The organism is Kitasatospora cinereorecta (assembly GCF_024172095.1).
Taxonomy (GTDB): Bacteria; Actinomycetota; Actinomycetes; order Streptomycetales; family Streptomycetaceae; genus Kitasatospora; species Kitasatospora cinereorecta.
In genome coordinates, this window is sequence record NZ_JAMZDX010000007.1 from 445,599 (window position 1) to 470,610 (window position 25,012).

Annotated in this window: 24 protein-coding genes; 12 read left to right on the plus strand and 12 right to left on the minus strand. The window is 74.1% G+C overall.

The genetic code is table 11. The features are described 5' to 3' along the window. Window positions 1-121 precede the first annotated feature (121 nt). Complete coding sequence (locus tag FHR36_RS34805) at window positions 122-1,759, minus strand: sigma-70 family RNA polymerase sigma factor (protein WP_253803945.1); 1,638 nt, start codon at window positions 1,757-1,759, stop codon at window positions 122-124. Window positions 1,760-1,981: 222 nt separating this feature from the next. Between FHR36_RS34805 and FHR36_RS34810 the strand changes: the two genes are divergently transcribed. Both FHR36_RS34810 and FHR36_RS34815 read left to right on the plus strand, forming a co-directional pair. Then, window positions 1,982-2,620 (plus strand): lysine transporter LysE, encoded by a 639-nt coding sequence (locus FHR36_RS34810; protein ID WP_253803947.1) that lies wholly within the window; start codon window positions 1,982-1,984, stop codon window positions 2,618-2,620. Between the two features lie 475 nt (window positions 2,621-3,095). Then, the gene (locus FHR36_RS34815; protein ID WP_253803950.1) at window positions 3,096-3,899 is read left to right on the plus strand and encodes a transglycosylase family protein; all 804 of its coding nucleotides are present in this window, start codon (window positions 3,096-3,098) and stop codon (window positions 3,897-3,899) included. An 84-nt stretch (window positions 3,900-3,983) separates the two neighbouring features. On the opposite strand, the gene FHR36_RS34820 is transcribed toward FHR36_RS34815, so the two are convergent. Further along, a complete protein-coding gene (locus tag FHR36_RS34820) occupies window positions 3,984-4,394 on the minus strand; it encodes a GyrI-like domain-containing protein (protein WP_253803952.1) in 411 nt (136 codons plus the stop codon). Window positions 4,395-4,632: 238 nt separating this feature from the next. On the opposite strand from FHR36_RS34820, the gene FHR36_RS34825 reads away from it, so the two are divergent. Next, window positions 4,633-5,862, plus strand: a complete 1,230-nt coding sequence (locus FHR36_RS34825) for an RNA-guided endonuclease InsQ/TnpB family protein (RefSeq protein WP_253803954.1) — start codon at window positions 4,633-4,635, stop codon at window positions 5,860-5,862. Between the two features lie 16 nt (window positions 5,863-5,878). Here the strand turns inward: FHR36_RS34825 and FHR36_RS34830 are convergent, their stop codons facing one another. Beyond that, window positions 5,879-6,247, minus strand: a complete 369-nt coding sequence (locus FHR36_RS34830; protein WP_253803956.1) for a MerR family transcriptional regulator — start codon at window positions 6,245-6,247, stop codon at window positions 5,879-5,881. A 365-nt stretch (window positions 6,248-6,612) separates the two neighbouring features. Between FHR36_RS34830 and FHR36_RS34835 the strand changes: the two genes are divergently transcribed. Both FHR36_RS34835 and FHR36_RS34840 read left to right on the plus strand, forming a co-directional pair. Continuing rightward, window positions 6,613-7,500 (plus strand): phosphotransferase family protein, encoded by an 888-nt coding sequence (locus FHR36_RS34835; protein ID WP_253803958.1) that lies wholly within the window; start codon window positions 6,613-6,615, stop codon window positions 7,498-7,500. After that, window positions 7,497-8,153, plus strand: a complete 657-nt coding sequence (locus FHR36_RS34840; protein WP_253803960.1) for a class I SAM-dependent methyltransferase — start codon at window positions 7,497-7,499, stop codon at window positions 8,151-8,153. The genes FHR36_RS34835 and FHR36_RS34840 overlap by 4 nt, the downstream gene beginning before the upstream one ends. 11 nt (window positions 8,154-8,164) lie before the next feature. On the opposite strand, the gene FHR36_RS34845 is transcribed toward FHR36_RS34840, so the two are convergent. Together FHR36_RS34845 and FHR36_RS34850 are read right to left on the minus strand one after the other, a co-directional pair. Beyond that, window positions 8,165-8,533, minus strand: coding sequence for an avidin-fold protein (locus FHR36_RS34845; protein ID WP_253803962.1), 369 nt, complete (start codon window positions 8,531-8,533; stop codon window positions 8,165-8,167). A 124-nt stretch (window positions 8,534-8,657) separates the two neighbouring features. Then, window positions 8,658-9,611: a polysaccharide deacetylase family protein gene (locus FHR36_RS34850; protein WP_253803964.1), complete on the minus strand. Its 954-nt coding sequence runs from the start codon at window positions 9,609-9,611 to the stop codon at window positions 8,658-8,660. 208 nt (window positions 9,612-9,819) lie between these two features. On the opposite strand from FHR36_RS34850, the gene FHR36_RS34855 reads away from it, so the two are divergent. Continuing rightward, window positions 9,820-12,309 carry a SpoIIE family protein phosphatase gene (locus tag FHR36_RS34855; RefSeq protein WP_253803966.1) on the plus strand — a complete coding sequence of 830 codons (2,490 nt, stop codon included), beginning with the start codon at window positions 9,820-9,822 and terminating at the stop codon, window positions 12,307-12,309. A 174-nt stretch (window positions 12,310-12,483) separates the two neighbouring features. Here FHR36_RS34855 and FHR36_RS34860 read toward each other — a convergent pair whose 3' ends face one another. Next, window positions 12,484-13,149: a hypothetical protein gene (locus tag FHR36_RS34860; protein ID WP_253803967.1), complete on the minus strand. Its 666-nt coding sequence runs from the start codon at window positions 13,147-13,149 to the stop codon at window positions 12,484-12,486. A gap of 208 nt (window positions 13,150-13,357) precedes the next feature. Here FHR36_RS34860 and FHR36_RS34865 point away from each other — a divergent pair, with 208 nt between their 5' ends. Further along, complete coding sequence (locus FHR36_RS34865; RefSeq protein ID WP_253803969.1) at window positions 13,358-14,944, plus strand: sensor histidine kinase; 1,587 nt, start codon at window positions 13,358-13,360, stop codon at window positions 14,942-14,944. Between the two features lie 42 nt (window positions 14,945-14,986). Further along, window positions 14,987-15,634 (plus strand): response regulator transcription factor, encoded by a 648-nt coding sequence (locus FHR36_RS34870; RefSeq protein ID WP_253803971.1) that lies wholly within the window; start codon window positions 14,987-14,989, stop codon window positions 15,632-15,634. Window positions 15,635-15,841: 207 nt separating this feature from the next. On the opposite strand, the gene FHR36_RS34875 is transcribed toward FHR36_RS34870, so the two are convergent. The 3 genes from FHR36_RS34875 to FHR36_RS34885 form a co-directional block, all read right to left on the minus strand. Beyond that, the gene (locus FHR36_RS34875) at window positions 15,842-16,195 is read right to left on the minus strand and encodes a DUF805 domain-containing protein (RefSeq protein WP_253804150.1); all 354 of its coding nucleotides are present in this window, start codon (window positions 16,193-16,195) and stop codon (window positions 15,842-15,844) included. 238 nt (window positions 16,196-16,433) lie between these two features. Continuing rightward, window positions 16,434-17,192, minus strand: a complete 759-nt coding sequence (locus tag FHR36_RS34880) for a hypothetical protein (protein WP_253803973.1) — start codon at window positions 17,190-17,192, stop codon at window positions 16,434-16,436. Between the two features lie 141 nt (window positions 17,193-17,333). Then, on the minus strand, window positions 17,334-18,008 hold the full coding sequence (locus FHR36_RS34885) for an AAA family ATPase (protein ID WP_407660880.1): 675 nt from the start codon (window positions 18,006-18,008) through the stop codon (window positions 17,334-17,336). Window positions 18,009-18,283: 275 nt separating this feature from the next. Here FHR36_RS34885 and FHR36_RS34890 point away from each other — a divergent pair, with 275 nt between their 5' ends. Together FHR36_RS34890 and FHR36_RS34895 are read left to right on the plus strand one after the other, a co-directional pair. Continuing rightward, window positions 18,284-19,147 carry an ATP-grasp domain-containing protein gene (locus FHR36_RS34890; protein WP_253803975.1) on the plus strand — a complete coding sequence of 288 codons (864 nt, stop codon included), beginning with the start codon at window positions 18,284-18,286 and terminating at the stop codon, window positions 19,145-19,147. Next, window positions 19,144-19,983 (plus strand): ATP-grasp domain-containing protein, encoded by an 840-nt coding sequence (locus tag FHR36_RS34895; RefSeq protein WP_253803978.1) that lies wholly within the window; start codon window positions 19,144-19,146, stop codon window positions 19,981-19,983. Before FHR36_RS34890 ends, FHR36_RS34895 begins: the two co-directional genes overlap by 4 nt. 40 nt (window positions 19,984-20,023) lie before the next feature. Here the strand turns inward: FHR36_RS34895 and FHR36_RS34900 are convergent, their stop codons facing one another. Beyond that, window positions 20,024-20,815 (minus strand): DUF4184 family protein, encoded by a 792-nt coding sequence (locus FHR36_RS34900; RefSeq protein ID WP_253803980.1) that lies wholly within the window; start codon window positions 20,813-20,815, stop codon window positions 20,024-20,026. Between the two features lie 104 nt (window positions 20,816-20,919). Here FHR36_RS34900 and FHR36_RS34905 point away from each other — a divergent pair, with 104 nt between their 5' ends. Together FHR36_RS34905 and FHR36_RS34910 are read left to right on the plus strand one after the other, a co-directional pair. Then, window positions 20,920-22,011 (plus strand): hypothetical protein, encoded by a 1,092-nt coding sequence (locus FHR36_RS34905; protein WP_253803982.1) that lies wholly within the window; start codon window positions 20,920-20,922, stop codon window positions 22,009-22,011. A gap of 163 nt (window positions 22,012-22,174) precedes the next feature. After that, window positions 22,175-23,380 (plus strand): tetratricopeptide repeat protein, encoded by a 1,206-nt coding sequence (locus tag FHR36_RS34910; RefSeq protein ID WP_253803986.1) that lies wholly within the window; start codon window positions 22,175-22,177, stop codon window positions 23,378-23,380. Here FHR36_RS34910 and FHR36_RS34915 read toward each other — a convergent pair. Both FHR36_RS34915 and FHR36_RS34920 read right to left on the minus strand, forming a co-directional pair. Beyond that, window positions 23,377-23,646, minus strand: a complete 270-nt coding sequence (locus FHR36_RS34915) for an acylphosphatase (protein WP_253803988.1) — start codon at window positions 23,644-23,646, stop codon at window positions 23,377-23,379. The genes FHR36_RS34910 and FHR36_RS34915 overlap by 4 nt on opposite strands. Window positions 23,647-23,705: 59 nt before the next feature. Then, window positions 23,706-24,929 carry an MFS transporter gene (locus tag FHR36_RS34920; protein WP_253803991.1) on the minus strand — a complete coding sequence of 408 codons (1,224 nt, stop codon included), beginning with the start codon at window positions 24,927-24,929 and terminating at the stop codon, window positions 23,706-23,708. Between the last annotated feature and the right edge of the window lie 83 nt (window positions 24,930-25,012).

Genomic DNA, 25,012 nt, shown 5'->3' on the forward strand with positions numbered 1-25,012 from the left:
GCCGACTGAGCCGCCAGACGCGGCTGTCGGCATCGAGCGGAACGGCCGGGCCGCCGTCCCCCGGAGAGTGGGGGAGGGCGGCCCGGCCGGGTCGCGGTGCGGTCGGGTCAGTCGTCCGGTGTCAGCCCGGGGTACCGAAGTCCTGGGTCCACCAAGGGCCGCCGGCGCCGTTGTGGACGCCGACCCCGAGCTCGGTGAACGAGCAGTTCAGGATGTTGGCGCGGTGGCCCGGGCTGTTCATCCAGCTGGTCATCACCGACGAGGCGCCCTGCTGGCCGCGCGCGATGTTCTCGCCCCAGGAACTCCAGCGGTAGCCCGTCGCGTCGATCCGCTCCTGCGGACCGGCCCCGTCCGGGTTGGTGTGGTCGAAGAAGTTGCGCGCCGCCATGTCGTCCGAGTGCCGCTGGGCGGCCAGCTGAAGCTTGTCGTTGGACTTGACCGGCTTGCAGCCGTTGCGGGTCCGCTCGGCATTGACCAGGTCGATCACCTGCAGCTGGACGCTCTTCGGCGCGGCCGAGGAGGCCTTCGGCGCGGCGGTGGTCGGCGACGGCGTGGGCGTCGGGGTGGGGGTCGGGCTCGGCGTGGGGGAGTCGGACGGCGACGGCGACGGCGAGTCCTGAACGGCCGACGCCACCTCCACCTTGGCCGGCGGCGCGGCGTCCGGCTTCGGCGCCTTGTCCGGCAGCCCGGTCGCGACCACACCCGCCACCACCGCCGTGACCACGGCGGCGCCGGCCACCGTCAGCGGCTTGCGGCCGCGCGGGACCGCCCGGCGCCGACCGCCACCGCCGCGGTGCGAGGACGGCCGCGGGCCGCCGGAGCCGGAGCCGGGTGCGTGGGAGGCCGGTGCGTGAGTCGCCGGCGCGTGAGTCGCCGGTGCGTGGGAGCCCGGACCGCCCGTACCGCCGTGGCCGCCGCCGGTACCGCCGTGGCCGCCCGCACCGCCGGAGCCGCCCGAGCCGCCGGAGAGCAGGTTGGCCAGCAGCGGATGGCCGAGCGAATCCGGGAGCGGGACCATCGCCAGACCGGCCAGCAGGCCCTCCGCCGGAACCAGTCCGTTGCGGTGACGCGCGCACGCCCCGCACTCCTTCGCATGGCGGCCTATTCGCTTGCGCCACAGCGCGCTCGGCTCGCCGTCCCAGCTCGCGGTCAGCTCGGCCAGCCACGGGCAGCGCGGAGTGACCGCCAGCGCCCGCACCACCACCCGGGCCGCCTCCAGCTGCGCCTTCATCCGCTGCACCCGGACCGCCGCATGGGCCGGCGCGATCTCCATCGCGTCCGCCAGCTCGGCGCGGGACAGCTCGCCGGCCGCCTCCTGCCACCACAGCGAGAGCAGGTCCTGGTCGCCCGGGTCCAGCCAGCGGGTCGCCTCGGCGACCTCGCGGCGCTGCTCGGACAGGCCGAGGCGGACGATGGTCAGGCCGACGAAGTCCGAACCCGGGTCCGGCACGCCGTACGCGGAGTGCAGGTCGTCGCCGGGCGCCGTGGGAGGGGTGTCGCGATGGCGGCGGCGGATCTGGTTCATCGCGATCGCCACCAGCCACGAACGGAAGGTGCGCGGGTCGCGCAGTCCGCCGAGGCCGTCCACCGCCCGCAGCATGGTGTCCTGCACCACGTCGTCGGTGTCCGCGTGCCCCGCCAGCGCCCGTCCGACGATGTTGTAGACCAGCGGCAGGTGTCCGCTGATCAGTTCGGCCGTCGCCTGTCGGTCGCCGTGCTGCGCCTGTCCGACCAGCGCGGCTGTGCGCTCACTCTCCACTGCGCGGTCCACCTCTGTGTGTCGCCTGTCCGGTACTGCCCTACACATGGGAGATCCGGCAGCCGGCCGCCGATAACGAAAACCCGTACGGAACATTCCGGAACCGTCGGACAGCCTGGCGAGTGACCCTAGCGGAATCCCCCTCTCCGGCCGATGTCGGCCGACTCCGGTCGGGCGAAAACCCTGGTGCGCGGGGGACGGGCCGTGGGTCACTCTGTGCCGATGAGCGGATCCCTGATGACGACGGCGGCCGAAGGTGCGGCCGCGGGCCTGGGCGTGGCGATGCCCCTGGGGGCGATCGGCGTCCTCCTGCTGCAGGAGGGGCGGCACGGCTGGCGGGCGGCGGCGAGCGGCGCGGCGGCCGTGGCCGTGGTGGACGGTCTGTACGCGACGGTCGCCGTCCTCGTCGGGCCGCAGCTGGCGCGGCTGCTCAGTGGGTACGAGGGGTGGGTGCGGCTGCTGTCGGCCGTGGTGCTCGGAGTGATCGCGGTCCGGGGGCTGCTCTCGCTGCGAGCCGTGGCCGGTACGGCAGGGGCGCAGGCGGCGGTGGACGGCGGTGGTCCGGCGGCCGGCGGCTCGGGGGCGGGGCGGGCGTTCGTGCGGTTCGGGGTGCTGACCCTGGTCAACCCGATGACCGCGCTCTACTTCACCGCACTGATCGCGGCCCGGGGGAGCGGGGGCTCGGGCGGCCCGGTGTTCGTCGGCGCCGCGTTCCTGGCGTCGCTCGCCTGGCAGCAACTGCTGGCGGCGGGCGGGGCGCTGGCCGGGGCCCGGCTGGGGCCGGGCGTGCGTCGCGCGACGTACGCGTTCGGGTACGGACTGGTGGCGTTCCTGGCGCTGCGGCTGGCCTTCGCGGGCTGACCGTCCGGGGCGGTGGAGGGGCCCTTGTGGTCCGGGCCATAGCGCGCGACGTCGACGCTCGGCGGAGGGTGGAGCGCCCCTCACGCAGTGTCGGCGGCACCCGGCGAATCGGGCCCGAAAACCGGTGAGCCGGGTCACAGCGGTCGGCGGCGGACGCCGGAAAATGGCGGCCGACGGGCGGCGTTTCGGCCGATGTACCGGCGGTAACAGGGCTCTGAGCTGCACAGACCTCGGAATGCTTGGCCTGGCGGCGCAGCCCCCGTAACTTCGAAACCGGTGCAGGGCGCACCACCCGGGATCACCCCGAAGCAGTTTCCCCGGAGCGGCAGTCGAGCCGCCCGCCGGGACGGGGCGATCGGGACGCGGGCGCGGCGGCAAGCCGCAGCCGGCCGTCCGAGACACGAAGCACGCCGAACCGGGCTCTCCCCGAGCCCTGGTTCCGCCTGCCCACCCCGGGGCCTCCGAAAGGAACCGTATGACCTTCCGTAACGAGACCGCTGCCGCCGAGACCGCCACCACCGCCGCGAAGGGCCGCAAGCGCAACCGCGTGCGGGCCGCCATCATCGCCGGCTCGGCCGTGGCCGTTCTTCCGGTGGCCGGCCTCGTCACGGCGACCTCGGCCTCCGCCGCGCCGGTGTCCACCTGGGACAAGGTCGCGCAGTGCGAGTCCACCGGTAACTGGAGCATCGACACCGGCAACGGCTTCTACGGCGGCGTGCAGTTCACCTCCTCCACCTGGGCCGCGTACGGCGGCACCGCGTACGCCCCGCAGGCCAACCTGGCCACCAAGGCGCAGCAGATCGCGATCGCCGAGAAGGTGCTGGCCGACCAGGGCCCCGGCGCCTGGCCCGTCTGCTCCATCCAGGCCGGTCTGACCAAGGGCGGCGCCGCCGCCGCGGTCGACACCTCCGCCTCGTCCTCCAACGCCTCCTCGGGCCAGGCCGCCTCGCGCAGCGAGACCCGTGCCCAGGCTCCGCAGGCCGCCACCCAGCAGGCCGCGCCGAAGCAGGACGCCACGCCGAAGCCGGCCGCTGCCCCGAAGCAGGACACCACCCCGGCTCCGGTCCAGAAGAAGTCCGCCCCGGCCAAGACCACCCCGGCCCCCAAGGCCCCGGTCAACACCGCCAAGGGCGGCAGCTACACCGTCAAGCCGGGTGACACCCTGAGCAAGATCGCCGCCGCGCAGGGCGTCGACTGGCACACCCTGTACAACACCAACCACGGTGTCGTCGGCACCAACCCGGACGTCATCTTCCCGGGTCAGGTCCTGAGCATCTGATCCAGCGTCCGTCGCACCACCGGACCGGGCCACCCCTTCATGTCGGGAAGGGGTGGCCTTCCGGCGTTCCCGGACCGCGCGCTGTCAGGGTCCGTCGGGCTCGGTGATCGGCCACGCGATCTCGAGGCGGTTGTCGGGGTGGCCCGGCTCGCCGCACCAGCGGCGGTAGATCTCGTGCACCGGTCCGGCGAAGTCGAAGGCGTGCGTGGTGATCCAGGAGGCGACGGCGTCGTACGCCGCCAGGATGTCCGGGAACGCGGCGGCGGCGCCGTCCACCACGGTGCTCGCGTACAGCGTCCCGGGGAGGTCGAGCACGACCATGCCGTCCGGCAGGTCGCCGGGTTGGGCGGCGGCCGCCGCGAACGGCAGACACGCCTCGACCGGTGAGGCGTCCTCCTGGGTGACCGGACCGTGGAGGCGGCAGAACGCCGGGCCCGTGAAGGTCAGCAGATCGCGGCCGGCCACCGTGTACATGGCCTGGTAGCTCGACCGCACGAACGCGTCGAGCCCGGCTGGTCCACGGTCGCGCGGCAGGCCAGGACGCGCTCGGGGCCGCGGCGCGAGGCGGTGATGCGGTGGGTCATCCGGGTCCTTTCGTGGATACCTCCGGCTTCAGCCGGGGGAGGAAACGAAACTCCTGCGGAGCAGGACAGGGAGCTGCGATTCGCCGTCAAGGCGGACCGCAGTGCTCTGACCCGCAGTTTTGATCTTTAACATGTAGTCCCGCTAGTTTGTGAGCGTGACCACGAACCACGTGAAGCGGGCGTTCAAGTACCGCTTCCACCCGACCGATGCGCAGGCAGCTGAGCTTTCGCGCACGTTCGGGTGCGTGAGGAAGGTGTACAATCTGGCGCTGGCAGCCCGCACCGAGGCGTGGACGCTGCGTCAGGAGCGGGTCAACTACAACGCCACCTCGGCGCTGCTGACCGCGTGGAAGAAGACCGGGGAACTGGCCTACCTCGGCGAGGTGTCGTCCGTTCCGTTGCAGCAGACGCTCCGACACCTGCAAGGGGCGTTCGGGAACTTCTGGGCGAAGCGGGCAAGGTACCCGACGTTCAAGTCCCGGAAGAAGTCCCGGAAGTCCGCCGAGTACACCACCAGCGGTTTCCGGTTCCGGGATGGCCAGCTGACGCTGGCGAAGATGGACCGGCCGCTCGACATCGTGTGGTCCCGTCCGCTGCCCGAGGGCGCATCGCCGTCCACGGTGACGGTGTCGCAGGACAGTGCGGGCCGCTGGTTCGTCTCCATGCTGTGCGACGACCGGCCCACCATGGCCGCGCCGGCCAGCCATGCGGTGGGCATCGACGCCGGTATCACCGCGCTGGTGACGCTCTCCACCGGCGAGAAGATCACCAACCCCCGGCACGAACGCGCCGACCGGGAACGCCTGGCCAAGGCCCAGCGGGAGTTGTCCCGCAAGGCCAAGGGCGACGGCACCAACCGGGCGAAGGCCCGAGTCAAGGTCGGCCGAGTGCACGCCCGGATCGCCGACCGGCGCAGGGACTTCCTGCACAAGCTCACCACTCGACTCGTCCGCGAAAACCAAGTGGTCGTGATCGAGGACCTGACCGTGAGGAACATGCTCAAGAACCGCAAGCTCTCCCGAGCCATCGCGGACGCGAGCTGGACCGAGATGCGGTCGATGCTGGAGTACAAGGCCGACTGGTACGGACGCGAGGTGATCACCGTGGACCGGTGGTTCCCCTCCTCCAAGCTCTGCTCGGCATGCGGCACCCTGCGAAGCATGATGCCGCTCAACGTCCGCGAGTGGACGTGCGACTGCGGAACGACCCACGACCGGGACGTCAACGCAGCCCGCAACATACTGGCCGCCGGGCTGGCGGTTACAGCCTGTGGAGACGGTGTAAGACCTCAACGGAGCACTCCGGGCGGGCAGTCGTCGATGAATCAGGAAGTTGTCCCAGCACCCCGCACACCCGGGGTGTCTCAGCCGCGAGGCTGAGGGGAATCCCCCTCCTTCAGGAGGGGGAGGATGTCAACTCGTCTCCCTCGGTGTGACGGTGCAGCAGATTGCGGACGAGGGCGCGCTGGACCTCCAGCCGGAGTTCGGCGGCGGCGAGGCGGGCCAGGACCGGCCCCGCGATGTCCCTGCCGGCCGCGTGGCTGGCCATCAGGTCGCGCACCTCGTCGATCGGGACGTCCAACTGGCGCAGCGCGCGCACGAGTCGGGCGCTGTCGAGCTGATCGCGGCGGTAGTAGCGGTAGCCGCTGTCCGGGTCGACCAGGGCGGGCGTGAGTACGCCGCTGGTGTCGTAGTGCCGCAAGGCCTGTCTGACAATTCCCGCCGGGCGGTCGCCGCCGGAGCACGCTCCCTCCTTGCCCGCCATGGGCAGGAGGGGCCCACCGCCGGCTTGTCGTCGGTCGCCGATGGCCCCCAGCCTCCGGCCGGGAGGTGCCCCCACCGCATGGACTCCCTCCTCCGCACCGCCGAGCCACGCTCCCTCCTGCCCGCCAGCGGGCAGGAGGGGCCCATCAACGCCGCCCGCTGATCCGACGGGAATTGTCAGACAGGCCTTGGCGCAGTGATCGGCAGACCGCTCGCCTGCGCGAACTGCCCGATCGGCAGCAGATTCGTCCTGTCCACGCAGAGCACTGTGCCGTCTCTCGTCACCCGAGAGTCAAGCGGTCGGCGGCGGCTCGGCCGGGTGGAAAATCGGTGGTCGGGGACGGTGGGCTGGGACAGCATGGGTCGGTGATCAAGACGGAGCCGTCGCGGGCGGCACTGGAGTGGGCGGCCGAGGCCGCCGGGGTGCCGGGGAGCGGGTGGGCCGTCAGCCGGCTGCTCGGCGGGGCGCATGCGGCCACGCATCTGCTGCGGGCCGAGCGCGGGGGCGGCGAGCTGGTGCTGCGGCGCTTCCCGGCGGGAGACGGTGCGGCGGCGTACGAGGCGCGGGTGCTGCGGGCGTTGGACGGGCTGGGCGGATGGGCGCCGCGGCTGGTGGCGGCCGATCCGGACGGGGCGCGGGTGGGCGGTCCGGCCGTCCTGATCTCGCGGCTGCCCGGCCGGGCGGACCTCTCGACGGCCCCGGCGCACACGGCCGCACAGGCACTGGGACGGGCGCTCGCCCGGGTCCACGCGGTGCCGACCGAACGCCTCGCGGGCGTGCTGCGGGACGGGATGGCGGCGGGGAGCCGGCCACTGACCGCGGACGCGGGCCCCGGCGCGCCGGTGCTCGCCGCACACGGCGACCGGCTCGCCCGGCAGCAGCCGGTGCTCACCCACTTCGACTTCTGGTCCGGCAACGTGCTGTGGCAGGACGGCGAGTTGACCGGCGTCGTGGACTGGTCCGGGGCCTCGCTCGCGCCGCGCGGCTTCGACGTCTCGTGGTGCCGCCTCGATCTGGCGCTGCTGCACGGCCCGGCCGCCGCCGAGGCCTTTCTGACGGCGTACCGGGAGGCGGCCGGGACGGTGGTCGCGGACCTGGCGCTGTGGGACGTGTTCGCGCTCACCAACGCGTACCACAGGGTGGAGTCCTGGCTGCCCAACTACCACGAGCTGGGCCGCACCGACCTCACCGCCGTCGAACTGCGCCGGCGCCACACCGCCTGGACCGCCGCCACGCTGGAGCGGACGAGGTGACCCTGCTGTCCGACGGCGAGTTGGAGAGCTCGCCCGTGGTCGCCAACCGCACCATGAACCGCGAACGGACGCTGACCGGGGTCAACAGCTACGCCCGCGAGCTGGGCTTCGACCCGGTCGAGGAGCTGGCCTGGCGGGGTGGCGCCGCCTCCTGGCTGGACCTGTGCAGCGGGGAGGGCCGGGCGCTGGCGGTCGCCGCGACCCGGCTGCCGCCGGACGCCGTGCTGACCGGGGTCGACCTGGTCGGGTCGCTGGGCCGCCCGCCGGCCGCGCCCAACCTGCGCCTGGTGGTGGCCTCGCTCGCCGACTGGGAACCGGACCGCCGGTACGACCTGATCACGTGCGTGCACGGGCTGCACTACCTCGGCGACAAGCTCGGGGTGCTCACCCGGATCGCCTCCTGGCTCGGTCCACAGGGCCTGTTCGCCGGCCACCTCGACCCGGCGTCGCTGCGCCGGGCCGACGGCTCCGACCTCGGCCGCAGGGCTCTCGCCGCGCTGCGGGCGGCCGGCTTCGCCTACGCGCCGCGCCGCCACCTGCTGACCCTGCGCGGCGGGCGGGCCGTCGACCTCCCGTTCGCCTACCTCGGTGCCGACGCGGACGCGGGCCCCAACGTCACCGGCCAGCCGGGCATCGCCTCCCACTACCGCTGACGTCGGATCCGTCAGTAGGACGGGCGGGTTTCGTTGCGGGCCGGGAGGACTTCCTCGACGGTGCTGGTGCCGGAGCCCGCTCGGGACTCCCAGGTCCAGGTCTCGTCCAGGCGCAGCCGGCCGTCCGGGAGGCGGCTGAGTTCGCTGACGCAGTGGCCGCCGGCGGTCTCCCCGGCGGTGTTGAGCTGGACGTAGCGGAACTCGAGGACATCGCCGACCCGGGTGCCGACCAGGTGGCCGTGGACGATCTCGCCGCCCCGGTACGCGGCCCAGACGCGGCCGTCCTGCTCGCGGTAGGTGAAGCGGGTCGCGGCGTCGACCTCGCCGGCCGCGGCCCGGCCGGTGGGTGCGAAGACCAGTCCGTCGAGCGAGGGCAGCATCGGGGCTCCTTCCTGGGGCGGAGCGCACAGTTGATCACGCCGGCGGGGGAGTCGGCGCGCCTTTTCGGATGCTGGGACGGCGTGGAACGGTACGGACGGCGAGGGGCGTCGGAGGCTCAGAGGCTCAGAGGTAGTCCTCCAGGCGGGCCACCGCGAAGCCCTGGGCGGTGGCGGTGTCGAGCACCCGGCGCAGCATGTCCGGCATGGTGCCCTTCCAGCTCCCGGGTCCGCGGAAGTGGGTGAGGACGATGTCGCCGGGGTGCAGCCGCTGGTCGGCGTAGCGCCACTCCATGTGGTCGGGGAACGCCTCCTCGTTCCACAGGGCGACGGCGGTGATCCCGCACGCGGCGGCGACCTGGAGGCTGGTGTCGGTGTACTCGCCGTACGGCGGGCGGAACAGCCGGGGGCGGGTGCCGATCTCCTTCTCCAGCCGGTCCTGCTGGCCGCAGATCTCCTTCTCCTGCCCGGCCCGGTCGAGTTTGCGCAGGTCGGGGTGGGTGAGGGTGTGGTTGTCGATGGCGGCGCCCTGCTGGTGCAGGGCGCGGAAGTAGCCGTAGTCGGAGCGGGCGAGGTAGTCGGAGAGGAAGGCGGTGAGCGGTATGCCGAGCTCGCCGGCCATCCGGCTGAACTCGGGATCCTTCTCGGCGCCGTCGTCGACGGTCAGGAACACCACCTTGGCGTCGGTGGGGACCCGGTACACCACCGGCAGCAGCCCGGCCTGGTGCCGCACCCCCGGGCCCTCGCCCAGCGGCGGCTTGGTCGCGGGCGGCGGCGGGGCGGTCAGCGGGACGGCGGCCAGGCCCCAGCGGTGGGCGGTCTGCGCGGCCTGCTGCTGTGCCGCTTCGCGTTGGGCGGCCGCGGCCCGGGCGTCGAGCTCCTGCCGGTCGGCCCGCTCGGGTCTGGCCCCGCCCTGACCGGCGGGCGGTGCGGCGGGCGCCTGGCCGGGCGGTGGTGCGGGCTGCTGCGGGGTCGTGCCACAGCCGGCCAGGGCGGCGGAGAGGGCGGTGGAGAGGAGCGCGGAGAGGACGGCGGCGCCGGTCGGTATCCGGCGAGGGCGGTCCGATGATGCTATCGGCATACCGGCGGATCGTCCCCGGCCCGGGGCAGCGCCAACCACCGCTCACCCGGTCGGCCGCGCGCGCCGACCAGGGCGTACGGGAGCACACGGCGGGGCCGCGACCGACCCCGCCCGCACCGGCTCGCGCCCCTTCCGGCAGGCCGCTCGGCCCTTCCGTCCGGCCGGGTCCGGTTTGACACCCCCCTCGGCGCGGCGTACAGAGAAGAACATGCGCCAGGGTGTGCCGGCGGACGAGCACAGCCCGCCACCCAGCTCGGGCGCGGCGCACGACGGTCCGCCCTCCACCCCCGTCTCCGGGGTCCCGCGGAACGCCGACGCCCGCCCGCGGTGGAGCGATGCCGCAGGACCGGCCCTGGCCGACACCCTGCTCGGAGCCGTCCGCGCCACCGCCGCCTACGGCGGAGTGCTCTACCTGCGCTCCGCCGACCGCCGCTCGCTGGTCATGAGCACCGTCGTCGGCGTGCCGCCGGCCCTGCTCAACGCCTTCCGACTGGTCCCGGTCGCCGCCCCGATCCCCGCCGCCGAAGCCTTCCGCACCGGCCGCACCATCGTGCTCACCGACGCCGACGACACCATGCGCCGCTACCCCCGGCTCGCCGTCGGCCTCCCGTACGCCTACGCCTCGGCCACCGTCCCGGTCGGCGTCGGCGACGAGGTGTTCGGGGTGCTCTCCGTGCTCTGGCCGGTCACCGCCTCCGGTCCGCCCGCCTCCGCCCGGCGGCAGCTGCGCACCGCCGCCCACAAACTCGCCACCACGCTCGCCCCGCACGGCGACGACGTGTACGCCGAGGGCCACCCCACCGTCGTCCCGATGCCCGCACCGGCGGGCTCCGGCCAGCGGCTCGGCCTGTTCGAATGGGACCTCGCCACCAACCGGCTCACCGTCGACGACGAACTGGCCGCGATCCTCGACATCGAGTTCGACGGACGCGGCAGCACCCTGCTCGACCGGATTGCCCCCGAGGACATCGCCCTGCTGCGCGCCGCCGCGTACAAGGCCGCCCGCACCGGCGGCAGCTTCACCCGGCAGATCCACATCCTCGACCGGCGCGGCGGCCACCGCCTGCTCGACCTGCGCGGCCGGGCCACCGAGGGCTCCTCCCACCTGGTCATCGCCGTCCTCGACGCGGGCGCCGCCGGAGCCGCCGTCGCCGCCGTCGAACGGCTCCGCGACGGCGTCTTCGCCCTCGACCCCGAAGGCCGGGTCGGCTACGTCAACCGCAGCGCCGAACTGCTCCTTGAGGCCGACCGCGACCAGCTCCTCGGCCGCCACCCCTGGTCCGTGCTCACCTGGCTCGCCGACCCCGCGTACGAGGACCGCTACCGGGCCGCCATGCTCACCCAGCAGCCCACCGCCTTCCTCGCCTGCCGCCCGCCCGACCACTGGCTCGCCTTCTCGCTCTACCCCGACGCCCACGGCCTCACGGGGCGGATCGTCCCCGCCATCTCACCCGGCGACGACTCCCGGACCCTGCCCGAGGCCCCGCCCCCCACCCGGGCCAGCGTCGGCGCCGTCTACCACCTGCTCCAGCTCGCCAGCGCCCTCACCGAAGCGGTCAGTGTCCGCGAGGTCTCCACCTGCGTCATCGACCAGATCCTGCCCGGCTTCGGCGGCCAGGAGATCGCCCTGTACCTCGCCCGCAGCGGACGCATGCACCTGATCGCCCAGAGCGGCTACCCCGACGGCTTCCTCGACCGCTTCGAAGGCACTGCCACCCGCGAACGGCTCCCCGGCACCGAGGTCTTCGCCACCGGCGCCCCGATCTTCTTCGAATCCGAACGCGAACTCGTCGCCGCCTACCCCGGCATCGTCCGCGACGAGATGCAGGCCTGGGCCTTCCTCCCGCTGATCGCCTCCGGCCACCCCGTCGGCAGCTGCATCCTCGGCTTCGACCGCCCCCGCGTCTTCACCGTCGAGGACCGCGCCGTCCTCACCGCCCTCGGCGGACTCATCGCCCAGGCCCTCGAACGCGCCCGCCTCTACGACGCCGAATTCGCCCTCGCCCGCGGCCTCCAGCAGGCCCTCCTGCCCCACCGCCTCCCCGACATCCACGGGCTCAGCATCGCCGCCCGCTACCTCCCCGGCACCCGCGGCATGGACATCGGCGGCGACTGGTACGACGCCGTCGCCACCCCCGCCGGCGTCTGCCTCGTCATCGGCGACGTCGAGGGCCACAACGTCGGCGCCGCCGCCGTGATGGGACAACTCCGCAGCGCCGCCCGCGCCTTCGTCATCGGCGGAAGCCCGCCCGAGGAAGTCGTCGCCCGCACCAACCACCTGCTCGTCGACCTCGACGCCGGACTGCTCGCCAGCTGTTGCCTGCTCCAGCTCGACCCGGCGAGCGGCCGCATGCGAGCCGTCCGCGCCGGACACCTGCCACCCCTGCTGCGCCACGCCGGCGGGCAGACGGAGATCCTCGACCTGCCCGGGGGCCCGCTCCTCGGCATCGACCGCGCCGTCCGCTACCCCGTCTCCGACGCCCACCTCCCGACCGGCGCCACCCTCGCCCTCTACACCGACGGCTTGGTCGAACGCCCCGGCAAAGCCGTCTCCGAAGGCATCGACCGCCTCCGCTCCGCCCTCGCCCACGCCACCGCCCCCAGCCTCGAAGCCCTCGCCGACCTCCTGCTCGGCCAGGCCCGCCACGCCGCCCACCGCACCGACGACGTCGCCCTCCTCCTCACCCGCCGCGGCTGACCCGGCCCTCGTGCCTGCTGCGTTGCGCGCCGGCCGTCGAGCGTTGGGGGGACGGAGCGGCGGTTGCAGGGGGTGGGGTGGGCTTCGTCCTCGCCCGCCGCGGCTGACCCGCCCTCGTGCCCGCTGTGTTGCGCGCCCGCCCTCGTGCGGTCGGGGCGGCCGCGGGGCGGGGTTTCAGGGCGCGGGGCGGCGGAGGAGGCCTGCCTGGTCGGCCTTCCAGGCGAGGGTGGCGGTGAAGGCGAGGGTGGCCGCGGAGGCGGCCAGGGCGCAGAGGATCCAGAACGGGATGGCCAGCAGGCTCGGCCGGGCGGTGATCATCCGGCCGTTGTCGAGCCACACGGTGGTGCGGTGACCGTCGGGGTACGGCTCGTCGGTCGGGCGTTCCTCGCTGAAGGGGCGGCCGTCGACGCTCCAGTGGTAGGTGCAGCCGTAGGTGGGGTCGCCGGGGGCCTGCTCGTCCATCTGGCGGCCGGTCCGGTGGCAGTCCGTCACGGTGGCGGCGGCGCTGGGCGGTGCGTGCCCGTGGATGCCGATGCCGTGGGCGGCCTGCGCGGCCGAGAAAACGGCGGCCAGGGCGAGGACGAGCAGGATCGCGAGGGCCAGACAGGAGAGGACGTAGTCGGTGGAGCCGACCTCGCGCAGCAGCGGCAGCGAGGCGGCGAACCCGATCAGCAGGGCGGCGCCGGCCACCACCCACCAGCGGCGCCCGGTCGGCGCGTCCTGGGAGGCGGCCCAGACCAGTGCGGCCGAGGCGACCACCAGTGCTGCGACAGACGCCGCCACGACGGCCGCGCAGCGCCGCTGGAACGCCGACCAGGTGACGGCAGGTTCGCGCTCCACCGTTCCGTTCCCCCCTCATTCCCCGTGCCGAGCTGTTCGATTCTTGCCCGGCGGCCCGGCGGGCCACCCGCGTCTGGCCGTTCCATGACAGATCGGTGACCGGACCGGTACATCCCCGGCCCCCGGCCGACCACCGGCGACTTTCGTCGCGCCGGGGTGCGACCTTCGGCGGCAGCGACGGTCGCGGGCGGGCCGCTAACCTCGCCGGGTGAGTGCGATACCTGCTGTGTTGCTGCGGCGCGCCCTGCCCGGGCCGTGGTCGCGTCGGACCGTGGTGCGGGAGGCGGCCGCCGCGGTGCTGCTCGGTCTGGTCGCGGCCGGACTGGAGGCCCTCGGCACCTTCCACCCGCTGCGCTCGGCGACCGTCGGCGCGGCGACCGCGGTGCTGTACGTGCTGCGCCGCGGCCTGCCGGGGCCGGTGCTGGTGGTGGCCGCGGCGTGCGCGAGCGGCCCGGGCGGGTTCGGGCCGGTGCTGGTGACCGCGGGCTACTCGGCGGGCCGACGGATCGTCCGGCCGGCGTGGATGGCGGCGGCGTTCGTCGGTGCGCTCGCCGTCATGCTCGGCGGCGCGGTGGCCGTGGGCGGCGACGGCCTGCCGCTGCCCGGCCTGATCGGCGTCTGCGTGGTCGGATTCCTGCTGCTGGCGGTCCTGCCGGGCCTGTTCGGCCGGTACCGGGCCCAGCGCGACACCCTGCTGGACACCCTCCAGGAGCGCAACGCCCAACTGGTGCGCGAGCGGGTGATGATCGCCCACCAGGCGAGGCTGCGCGAACGCCACCGGATCGCCCAGGACATGCACGACAGCCTCGGCCACCAGCTCGCCCTGATCTCCGTGCACACCGGCGCCCTGGAGGTCGACCGCACCCTGACCGGCCATCAGCGCGAGGCGGTCACCGTCCTGCGCCACGCCGCCACCGGTGCGATGCGGGAACTGCGCGGGGTGGTCGGGCTGCTCCGCGACGACACCCTCCCCGAGGCGGGCGGCATCGACGCCGTCGAGCGGCTGGCGGACGCCTCCCGGGCCGCCGGGACGGCGGTGACCGTCCGTCACGAGGGCGAGGCGCGGACGCTCGCGCCGGCCACCGGCCACGCCGCGTACCGGATCGTCCAGGAGGGCCTGACCAACGCGCACAAGCATGCGCCGGGCGCCCCGATCACCGTCGCGGTCCGGTACGAGCCCGATGCGCTGGTGGTGGAGGTGGTGAACGCCCCCGCCCCGGACGGGGCGCCCGACCAGGCGGTCAGCGGCGGGCAGGGTCTGACCGGGCTGCGCGAACGGGCCCGACTGCTCGGCGGGATCGTCCACGCCGGCCCGGCCGACGCCGGCGGCTACCGGCTCGCCGGCGTGCTGCCCTATCAGAGCGCCGGCCACGCCGCCGCCCTCGACGACGACCTGGCCGCGCTCCCGCCCGAGCCGGAACTCGCCCCGCGCCGCAGCCCCGCGCTCGGCTGCGCCGTCGGCGCGGTCGCCGTGGTCCTCGCCGTCCTCGGACTGCTCGGGTGGGGCGTGGTGCAGTTCTTGCAGTCGGTGCAGAACGCGACCGTGCCGCTGCGGGTGTACGAGGAGGTGCAGGTCGGCGAGAGCGAGCGGGACGTCGACGCGCGGCTGCCGCGCGGCAGCGACTTCGTGACCGGCGACCTGCGGCACCAGGGCCCGGAGATCCCGGCCGGCGCGCACTGCCGGTGGTTCACCACCGACCAGGACACCGGATGGAGCGAGCCGGCGGACGCGGTGCGGTTCTGCTTCCGGGACGGCGTGCTGATCGAGAAGCAGCGCCTGCGTGACAAGGTATAGCCAACCAGCCCGTTCAGCTCAGCTCAGCAGGAGAGACCGCACGTGATCCGCGTCCTCGTGGCCGACGACGAACCGCTCATCCGCGCCGGCATCAGGATGATCCTCACCTCCGCCGACGACATCGAGGTGGTCGGCGAGGCCGCCGACGGCCGCCAGGCCCTCGACCTCGCCCGCTCGCTCGCCGTCGACGTCGTCCTGCTCGACATCCAGATGCCCGTGCTGGACGGGCTCAGCGCCCTCGCCGAACTGCCCCGGGCCGCCCCCGCCGCACGGGCCCTCGTCCTTACCACCTTCGGCGAACGCGAGAACGTGCTGCGCGCGATCGCCGCGGGCGGCGCCGGGTTCCTGCTCAAGGACACCGCGCCCGCCGAACTCATCCAGGCCGTCCGGGCCGCCGCCACCGGCCACGCCTTCCTCTCGCCCGCCGCCACCCGACACATCGTCGACAGCCTCGCCGCCGGGCCCGCCGCCGCCCGCGGCGAAGCCGCCCGGCGCCGTCTCGCCGTCCTCACCGACCGCGAACGGCAGGTTGTCGACCTGCTCGGCGAGGGCCTGTCCAACGCCGACACCGGCGCCCGCCTGCACATGAGCGAGGCCACCGTGAAGACGTACGTCAGCCGGATCCTCGCCAAACTCCACTGCGACAACCGGGTCCAGGCCGCGCTGCTCGCTCGGGACGCCGCACTCTGAACCCCGCACCGGCCGTCGGGACAACGGCGGGAGAAATTCCGGTTGCGGGGAAGTTGTTCGATGTGCAGGTGGGGGAATGGGCCGGACCTGCGATCCATGGGAATCGGCAGCACTCCGGAAACTGATGCATCGTGAGATCAGTGGTGGGCACCACAAAAAGCCGGTCGCAGCGGGCGCTGCGACCGGCTTTCCGGTGAATTCGGGGCGTCAGGCGACGGCGGGGGCGAGCTTCGGGTTCGCGCCGTACTCGTTGTCCTCGGGCTGGCCCTCCATGGCGCAGAAGACGAGCAGGATGATGTTGGCGACCGGGACCACTCCGAGCAGCAGCAGCCAGCCGGACTTGCCGGTGTCGTGGAGTCGGCGGGTGCCCACCGCCAGGGTGGGGACCAGCACGGCCAGGAGGTAGATCACGGCAAGGAAGCCCGTGCCGAGAATGTTGTCCAGGATCGCCAGGACGATGACAGCGATCAGGTTGAACAGGTAGAACATCCAGAATTCCTTGCGGCGCGCCCGACCGCTGAAACCGGCGTAGTTCTTCAGGACTGCCAGGTACCACTCCACGGCGACTGCTCCTATTTCCATGGTGATGAGCGGAGGCGAACGTACGGCCGCCGCCGATGAGCAGTCAAGGTATGTGGCCCGGCTCGATACGCGACCGTGATTCAAGGTCGTTCCGGCCCGGCGGTCTGGGGGGATTTGCGGCGATATTTCCTGTGTACCGGTACCAATTCCACGGCTGTGATCGCACGCTGACCTGATGTCACGCCAACGTGGGCGGTGGGGCGGGAGTTCCCGGCGGTCAGGACGGGATGGCGCGGGAGAGCTGTTCCTGGGCGCGGTCGATCTCGCCGGCGAGCTGGGCGCGCAGGGTGGGGAGCAGGCCGAGCGCGGCGCGGGCGGCCTCCGGGGTGGGGGCGGGGTCGGCCTGGGCGGCGGCGACGGCGGTCCGGACGGGCATGGTGACCAGCGCGGTCTCCCAGGCGGTGCGGTGGACGCCGGTGGCGTAACGCGCGGTCAGGTACTCGAGCGGCTGGAGGGCGAGCGATTCGTGGTCGCCGGGCCCGGCCAGGTGCTCGGAGGGGAGGAGCCAGGCGATGCCGTCCCGGGCGATCAGGTCGAAGGCGCGGTTCTCGTCGGGCACGGGCCGGCGGCCGCTGTCGGCGGTGGCGGCCTGCAGGAGCCGCTCCAGCATCGCGGCCTCGCGGGGGCTGTTCGGCCGGTCCGGGTAGGCCTGGTCGGCCAGGACCTGCTCCAGGTGGTAGCGCTGGCCCCAGCTGCCGACCGAGCGGTGCATGGCGCCCGCCCGGGTCTCCCGCAGGGCGGCCAGCACCAGCGCCCGGGTGGTCAGGTCGCGGCGGGCGAGGACCTGGGCGGCGTCCGGGCCGGAGCGCTCCAGGGCGGTGCGGACGGTGCCGACCGTCGGCCCGTCGTACCAGCGGAGCGTCCAGCTGCGGCGGCCCTGGTCGTACTGCGGCTCGATCGGGGTGCGGTAGCGCGCGGTGAGGCGGTCGGCGAGGCGGCGCACGCGCGGGCCGCGCTGGGGCTGGTGGGTGGCCATGGCGGTACGGTAGCCAGCCCGGCGCGCCGGGCCGGGGCGGACGCGCGCCGGCTCACCTGACCGGTTCGCTCGAACGGGTGAGGGTGCGTCCGAACGGGTGAGGGCAAGGACTGGTGGGCGCGGAGGTTCGGGCGTGGGGGTTCAGGGCGCGGCGGGGTCGAACTCGATGGCGCGGAGGTGGAGCGCCCCGGGCCGGTCCAGCAGGACGGCGGAGGCGAGGCCCGCGCCGGCCGGTCCCGGGCCGGCGGTGAGCCGTTCGCGCAGCACGGCGGTGGCCCTGCGGTGCCGGCCGAAGGCGTACGCGGACACCTGCCGCCCGCGGGCGAGCTGGCCGCTCACCGCCTCGGCCGGCCGGGCGTCCAGCAGGATCAGGTGCAGCCGCCGCCCCTGGCGGGCGGCCGCGCGGGCCAGCCAGTCGCGCACCCACGGCAGGGTGCCGCAGTCGTGCACCACCAACGGTCCGCCCGCGCGCAGCGCGCGGTGCAATCGGCGGTAGTGCAACAGGCGCACGAGCGGACGGTAGAGCGCGTACGGGAGCGCGCGGGGCAGCCGGGCCTCGACGTGCAGCCGGGCGTGCTGGGAGTCGATGACGGGGACGTGGGCGCAGCGCCGGATCAGCGTGCTCTTGCCGCCACCGGGCAGGCCGGAGACGACCACCAGGTCGGCGGCCGGGTAGCGCAGCGCGTGGGGGACGGGGCGGCGCCGCAGATCGTGCAGGCCGTCCGGGCGCAGCACCTCCGGCGGCCCGGACGTGCCCCGCGTCGCGCCCTCGACCGGTATGGCCTCGACCGGTATGGATCCGACGGATTCCCGCACCCCGCGCCTCCTCGCCGTCCCTGGAATCCTTCCCGGGGGTGGGAAAGGAATCACCAAAGGAGCGTAATGTCCCGGTCGGTGCGGGCGGCGGGCTGTCACCGGGCTGTGGCCCGCGGGCCCGGCATCGGGACACAGCCGTGACAGGGCGGGGGTTGTGACCCGGTTGTTGCCGATTCCGTACGGGTCGTTCGATCTTGCCGGTGCCGTCCGTGGCATCCTGGACCGCTACACACAGCCCCGGGGGGACCCGCGGGGCGGACGGGAGTCGTGGGGGAATGAGGTTCTGCTTTCTCGTCGAGGAGCACTACCGGAACGACGGGATGCCACTCGACGTGGTGCGCCAGCTGTCCGACTGGGGACACCGGGTGGATGTCCTGCGGCCCGGCAGCTCGCTGGTCGACCTCGCGGACGAGGTGCGCTCGGGCCGGCACGACGCCTGGGTGCTGAAGACCGTCTCGGGTGGCCCCGGCCTCGGCCTGCTGGAGTCGGCCGCCGCGGTCGGCCTGACCACGGTCAATGACGCGCGGGCGATCCGGCCCGTCCGTGACAAGGCGCAGGCCGCCGTCATCGCCGCCCACCGCGGCCTGCCGGTGCCCCGTACCTGGGCCGCCGCCGACCCGGCCGAGTTCGCCGCGATACCCGACGGCTACTACCCGCTGGTGGTCAAGCCCGCCGACGGCAGCTCCGGACGCGCCGTCCACCTCGTCGAACGCCCCGACCAGCTCGCCCAGCTGACCGCCCTCATGGCCGGCGAGGGCCTGCTGATCGCCCAGCCGTACGTGCCCAACGCCGGCCTCGACCTCAAGGTCTACTCGGCCGGCGGCGAACTGTTCGCCACCGAACGCACCTCGCCGCTCCACCCCCACCATCCGCACCGCGAACGCCCGGTGACCCTCGGCGCCGAGGTCGCCGCGGTCGCCGCCCAGGTCGGCGAGGTGTTCGGGCTGGACCTGTACGGCGTCGACATCCTGCTCGGCCCCGACGGCCCGGTCGTCGTCGACGTCAACGACTTCCCCAGCTTCCGGCAGGTGCCGCAGGCGGTCGCCAAGGTGGCCGGCGCGGTGCTCCGCCTCGCCCGGACCGGCTCCTCCTGGCCGACCGTGCCCAGCGTCCCGGCCGGGCGGGCGGCGGTGCTGTGAGCCGTTCCGGTCCTCGCACCGCCGTACGCACGGCACGCACCGCACGCACGGTCGGGCTGCTCGCGGGGGACGTCGGGCATCCGCTGCTCGCCGCCTGCAGCGAGATCCTGCAGGCGGGCGGCCACCGCGTCGTGGCGGCCGGGGAGCCCGCCGACGTCCTGCTGCTCAAGGCCCGGACGCCGCAGGCGCTGGAGCACGCCCGGCAGGTCGAGGCGGCCGGGACACCCGTGCTCAACTCAGCTGCCTCCACCGCGTTCTGCCAGGACCGGGTGGCGATGGCGCAGCTGGCCGTGGAGGCCGGACTGCCGTTCGCCGCGACCTCCGGGCCGGTCCGACTGGCAGACCTGGCGGTGGAGCGGCCGTCCGTGGTCAAGAGCCGGTACAGCCGGCGCGGCGACCTGGTGGCGCGGGTCGGCGGCGCCGACGATGTCCGGCGGCTCGCCGAGACCTGGGGCGAGGAGCCGGTGGTGGTCCAGGACCTGGCCCCGGCCGGCGGCTGGGACCACAAGATCTGGGTGGTCGCCGGACGGCTCTTCGCCCAGCTGCGCCACTCCGAACTCGCCGCAGGACCGCCCCGGCCGCCCCGTCCGCTGGCCGTCGAGGCACTGCCGGTCGGGTACCGGGACCTCGCGCTCACGGTCGGCGAGGTGTTCGGCCTGGATGTGTACGGCGTCGACGTGCTGGACGTCGGCGGACGGCCGCTGATCGTCGACGTCAATGCCTTCCCCGGCATCCGCGGCCAGGCGGGCGCGCCCGAGGCCCTGGCCGCGCTCGCGCTGGCCGCGGCCGAGGGACGGCACACGCCGCGGGTGGTGGCCGTGGGGGCGGCGGTCTGAGCCCCGGTTCCGTGGAGCGGGTCGGTGTGCGGCCGGGGGCTCAGGCCGGGCGGCGGGACAGGCGGGACAGCCGGGCGGCGAGGGCATGGAGGGTCAGGCCGACCGTGAGCCCGGCGATCGAGCCGAACGCGACCGTGGGGATCAGCTCCAGCGGCGAGGCGAGCGGAAGCCGCAGCCGGGCCCGGTCCGCGATCCGGAACAGGGTGCCGAGCAGCGCCGCCGCCGCGATGCCCACCAGCGCTGTGCGGCGCCGGTACGGCAACGGGGCGAGCGGCACCGGCTCGGTCGACCGCAGCGCACGGTGCACGAACCGGCCGACGTACAGCAGGGCCAGCGCCGAACTGCCGTATTGCAGCAGACTGAACAGCGGCTCCCCGGCCACCGTCCGGTTCAGCACGGGCAGCAGCCGCACCCCGAACCGGTCGTGGTGGGTGAAGGAGTCCCAGCCGACATGCGTGGCCGCGCCGAGCGCCGCCGACAGCACGAACCAGCCGACGTCCGCCGCGCGCACCGGCCACCACCGGCGCCGGCGGGCCGTCAACGCCTCGGCGCGGCCCGCCAGGCGGCGCGGCAGCAGGGCGACCAGCGGCGCCCGCAGCAACCCGTGCCAGAACCCGACCAGCGCCGCGGCCAGCAGCACGTCCACCGTCGGCACACCCCACGCCGCGTGCGTGGCCGCGCCGTAGCCGTACGTGCCGTGCACCAGCGATTCGGTGAAGTACGGGACGTCCGGCGCGAGCGAGCCCGCCACCAGCGCGGAGGCGATCAGCGGCCCGCGCCGACGGGCGATCAGGGGCAGGACGGCGGCGGGGTGGCTCAGCGTGAACGGCACCGCCCCACTCTACGGAGGCGCCCGGCGGCGCCCGCTCCCGGTGACGGTTTCTCGCATCCGGAATTCGGATGCGCGTTTGACCGGCGAGGTGGCAGCATGCCCCGGTGGAGACGATCACGCGCCCGGTGGAACACGCCCTCGGTACCCTCCTCTCCGACCCGGTCGACCTCGGCGGCAGCCGGCGCAGCACCGTGCTGCGCTGCCGGACGGCCGACGGGGACACGGTGATCGTCAAGGCCTTCGACCCCGAACCCGACACCCTGCGCGGCTTCACCGCCGAGGCGGCCGGACTCTCCCTCGGCCTCGCCGGCCCCGAACTGCTCGCCGTCCTCCCGCACGCACCGCGACCGACCCTCGTCATGCGCGACCTCGGCACCGCACCCACCCTCGCCGACCTGCTCCTCGGCGACGACCCGGAAGCCGTCCGCGCCGGACTGCTCGCCTGGGCCCGCGGACTCGGCCGTCTCGGTGCCGGCTCCGTCGACAGTCGTGAACGCTTCGACCGGCTCGTCGCCCGCTACGCCACCGAACGGCCCATCTGGGCCGAGGCCTCCTGGATCGCCGACGACGCCGAACGCCTCCCCCCGCTGCTCGAGGCCGCCGGCCTCACCGTCCCGGCCGGACTCGCCGACGAACTGGCCCGGATCGGCACCGCCGGCGGCGACCGGTACCCGGCCTTCACCCCCGGCGACACCTGCCCCGACAACAACCTGATCACCCCGGACGGCCTGCGCCTCATCGACTTCGAGACCTGCGGCTACCAGTCCGTCTTCCTGACCGCCGCCTACTGCCGGATGCCCTTCTCCACCTGCTGGTGCGTCTTCGATCTCCCCGAGGACCTGGCCCGCGAAGCCGAACACGCCTACCGGACGGAGATCGTCGGCCACTACCCCGACCTCGCCCAGGACGCGGTCTGGGAAGCCGGCATGCGGCAGGCCGCCGTCGTGTGGACGGTCGACATCACGGTCCGACTGCTGCCGCTGAGCGTCGAGGACCGCCCCATGCACCGCACCCGGCGACCCGTCGGCACCGTACGCCAACTGCTCACCCACCGCTGGCGCAAGGCCGCCGGCCTCACCGAGTACCCGGCCTTCGCCGCCACCATGGACCTCCTCCTCACCCGCATCGCCGCCGCCTGGGACAACCCTCCGCTCCCCGGCTACCCGGCCCTCACAGTGGCGCGTCCGGAGCGCTAGGCCCGGCACCTGCGGTGCTCGATCGCGTCCGCAGACGCGACGTCCGTCCGGCCCCGTAGAACCTCGGGTGGCGTGCCCCCCTAGGATCCTCACGTCGCAGCAGATGAAGGGGCGGATCATGGGCGTGGGGACGTGGTGGCGTACGCAGCGGGCACGGACTCTGATGGACCGGAGCCTGCACGACCTGCGGTCGGGGCGGTTCGGTGAGGCCGAGGCCGCCGCGCGCGAGGCCGCGAACATCCGTGCCGAGGTGCTCGGGCCGGCGGCGCCGCAGACCCTCGCCTGCCGTCTGGTCGTCGCCAGGGCCCTGTACTTCCAGCAGCGGTGGGCGGCGACCGAACAGGAGGTGCGTGAGTGCCTGGCGCTGAGCACCGCGACGGGGACGGGCAGTCCGGTGGTCGCGCAACTGCGCACGCTGCTGGCGTCGACGCTGTGTCAGGCCTGCCGGTTGGCGGAGGCCGAGACCGAGGCCCGGGCGGCGATCGCCGCACGTCCTGAGGGCGCCGATCCGGGCGAGGAGACCCCCCACGATGTCCTCGCCATGGTGCTCGGTGACCAGGGACACCACGCCGAAGCAGCCGAGCTGTTGGAGACCATTGCCGCCGCGCGAGCGAGCAGGGCCGGGGCCGGGCATCCGCTGGTCCTCAAGGGGCGCAGCGACCGCCTCCAGTGTCTGGCCTACCTGGGACGCCACGAGGAGTTCGACGTGGAGGCGGATGCGCTCCGGGCCGCAGCAGCCGAGCTTCCGGGCGTGAACGGAGTGCTGGTGAGCTTGGCGGTGGCCAACGCCAGGGCGTTCAGCCTCAACCTCCGAGGACGCTTCCCGGAAGCAGTGGACGTGTTGGGTCCCGCCTTGGCGAAGTCCCGACAGGGGCTGCGGGCGGACCGGTTCGAGCGGGTGCTGCGCCTCGGCCTGGCCCGCGCGCTGACCGGCCAGGGGCAGGCCGAGGCCGCCATCGAGGAGGTCGAGGCGGCCCAGACGCTCTACGACCGAAGGCCGCAGGTGGGGCACGACCTGAGCGCGATTCACCTGGCCAGGGCCGATGCCCTGCTCGCCCTCGGGCGGGCGGCCGAGGCGGAACAGGAATCGCGGCGCTGCCTGACCGTGTGCGAGCAGTCCATCGGAGCGCGGCACCACCGCACCCTGGAGGCCCGGACCGTCCTCGGCGAAGCCCTGGCCGCAACCGGCCGCACCGCAGAGGCGACCGCCTGCCTCGACGCCGTCGCCACCGACTGGGACACGCACTTCGGCAGCGGCCACCACGGGACCGTACGGGCGCGGACGGCACTGCAGTCCGTCGGCACGCCGGGCTGGGCGAGGCACGGTCAGGTGACGACCGGCGGGTGCGCCGCTGCCCGGGATGCCTAGAGGGTGACCGCGAAGTGGGTGAGGCCTTCGGGTGGCTCTTCGGTGACGTCGACGTGGTCGACGGCCGAGCGGCTGGAGCCGCGGCCGCACCAGGCGACCATGCGTTCCACCGCTTCGCGTTCGCCCTCGAAGACGGCCTCCACCCGGCCGTCGGGGAGGTTGCGGACCCAGCCGGCCACGCCGAGGCCGGCAGCCTCGCGGCGGCAGGTGTCGCGGTAGAACACGCCCTGGACCAGCCCCGAGACGAGTACCCGTCGACGGATCACGCCGTTGTCACCTCCACCTGTTCCAGCCCGGTATACCGCAGGGGGCGGTCCGGCCGCGGTCACGACACCGCGGCGCCGGCGGGGAGGCTCAGCCGTCGCCCGAACGGGCGCCAGGCCACCACGGTCAGCGCCGCCATCACCACCGCCGACACCCAGAACGGTCCGGTGATGCCGAGCAGCCGGGCGAGCGGGCCACCGATCAGTGAACCGAGGGCGAAGCCGCCGATCCCGATCATGAGGAAGACGCTCTGGACGCGGCCGCGCAGTTCGTCGGGGACAGCCCGCTGACGCAGGGTCTGGTCCACCGAGTTCCACACCGAGCCGTGGGCGCCGAACACCAGCAGGACCGGGCCGGCGACGGCGGCGGTGCCGGCGAGGGCCAGTCCGAGGTGGGTCAGTGACTCGATCACCAGTCCGGCGCGGAGCAGGACGGAGGTGGAGAACCGCTCCTGAAGACGCGGCGCGACCAGTGAGCCGGCCATCCCTCCGACCGCGATGGCGGTCAGCAGCACGCTGTACCCGAAGCCGGACAGGCCCAGGTGCCGGCGGCAGTACAGGACCATGACGGAGAAGCCCGCCATCAGGGTGATGTTCATCAGGCACAGGGCCAGCGAGAGGGTGCGGATCGCCGGTTCGCGCCAGAGCCAGCGTACGCCCGCGAGGATGTCGGCGGCGACCGAGGCCCGCGGGGCCGCCGGGCCGGCCGGCGGGGTCGAGGCCGGCCGGCGAAGCGCCGCCATCAGCACCGCGGAGAGGGCGAAGGTGACGGCGTTGACGGTGATCGGCAGGCCCGCGGCCACGCCGAACAGGGCTGCGCCCAGCGGCGGGCCGACGAAGCGGTTGAGCAGGAAGTAGGCGCTCTGCATCCGGGAGTTGGCGAGCGGCAGGTCGGCGGAGTCCACCACCGAGGGGATCATCGCCGAGGACGCGTTGTCGCCGAGCGTCTCGCAGCAGCCCAGCAGGAAGCCGAGGCCGTACACCAGCGGGATCGACACCGCGTGCCGGTAGACCGCGAGGGCGAGGACGGCGATCACCAGGGCCCGGCCGGCGTCCATCGCCACGGCGAGACGGCGGCGGTCGACCCGGTCCACCACGACGCCGCTGAGCAGCGAGAACAGCAGCCACGGGAGCTGCTGGGCGAACACCGCGAGGCCGACCAGGACCGGGTCGGTGGTCAGCGAGGAGACCAGCAGCGGTGCGGCCGCGGCCGCGATGCCGTTGCCGAGGTTCGCCACGGCGGAGGCCGCCCAGAGTGTGTGGAACTCCCTGCCCAGCCGCGTCACGCCGCCGTCCTTCCGTTCGGGTCCGCACCGTTTCAACGAACCGGCCGACCTTAGCCGGGCGGGGCCGGAGCGCGCGCCCGATT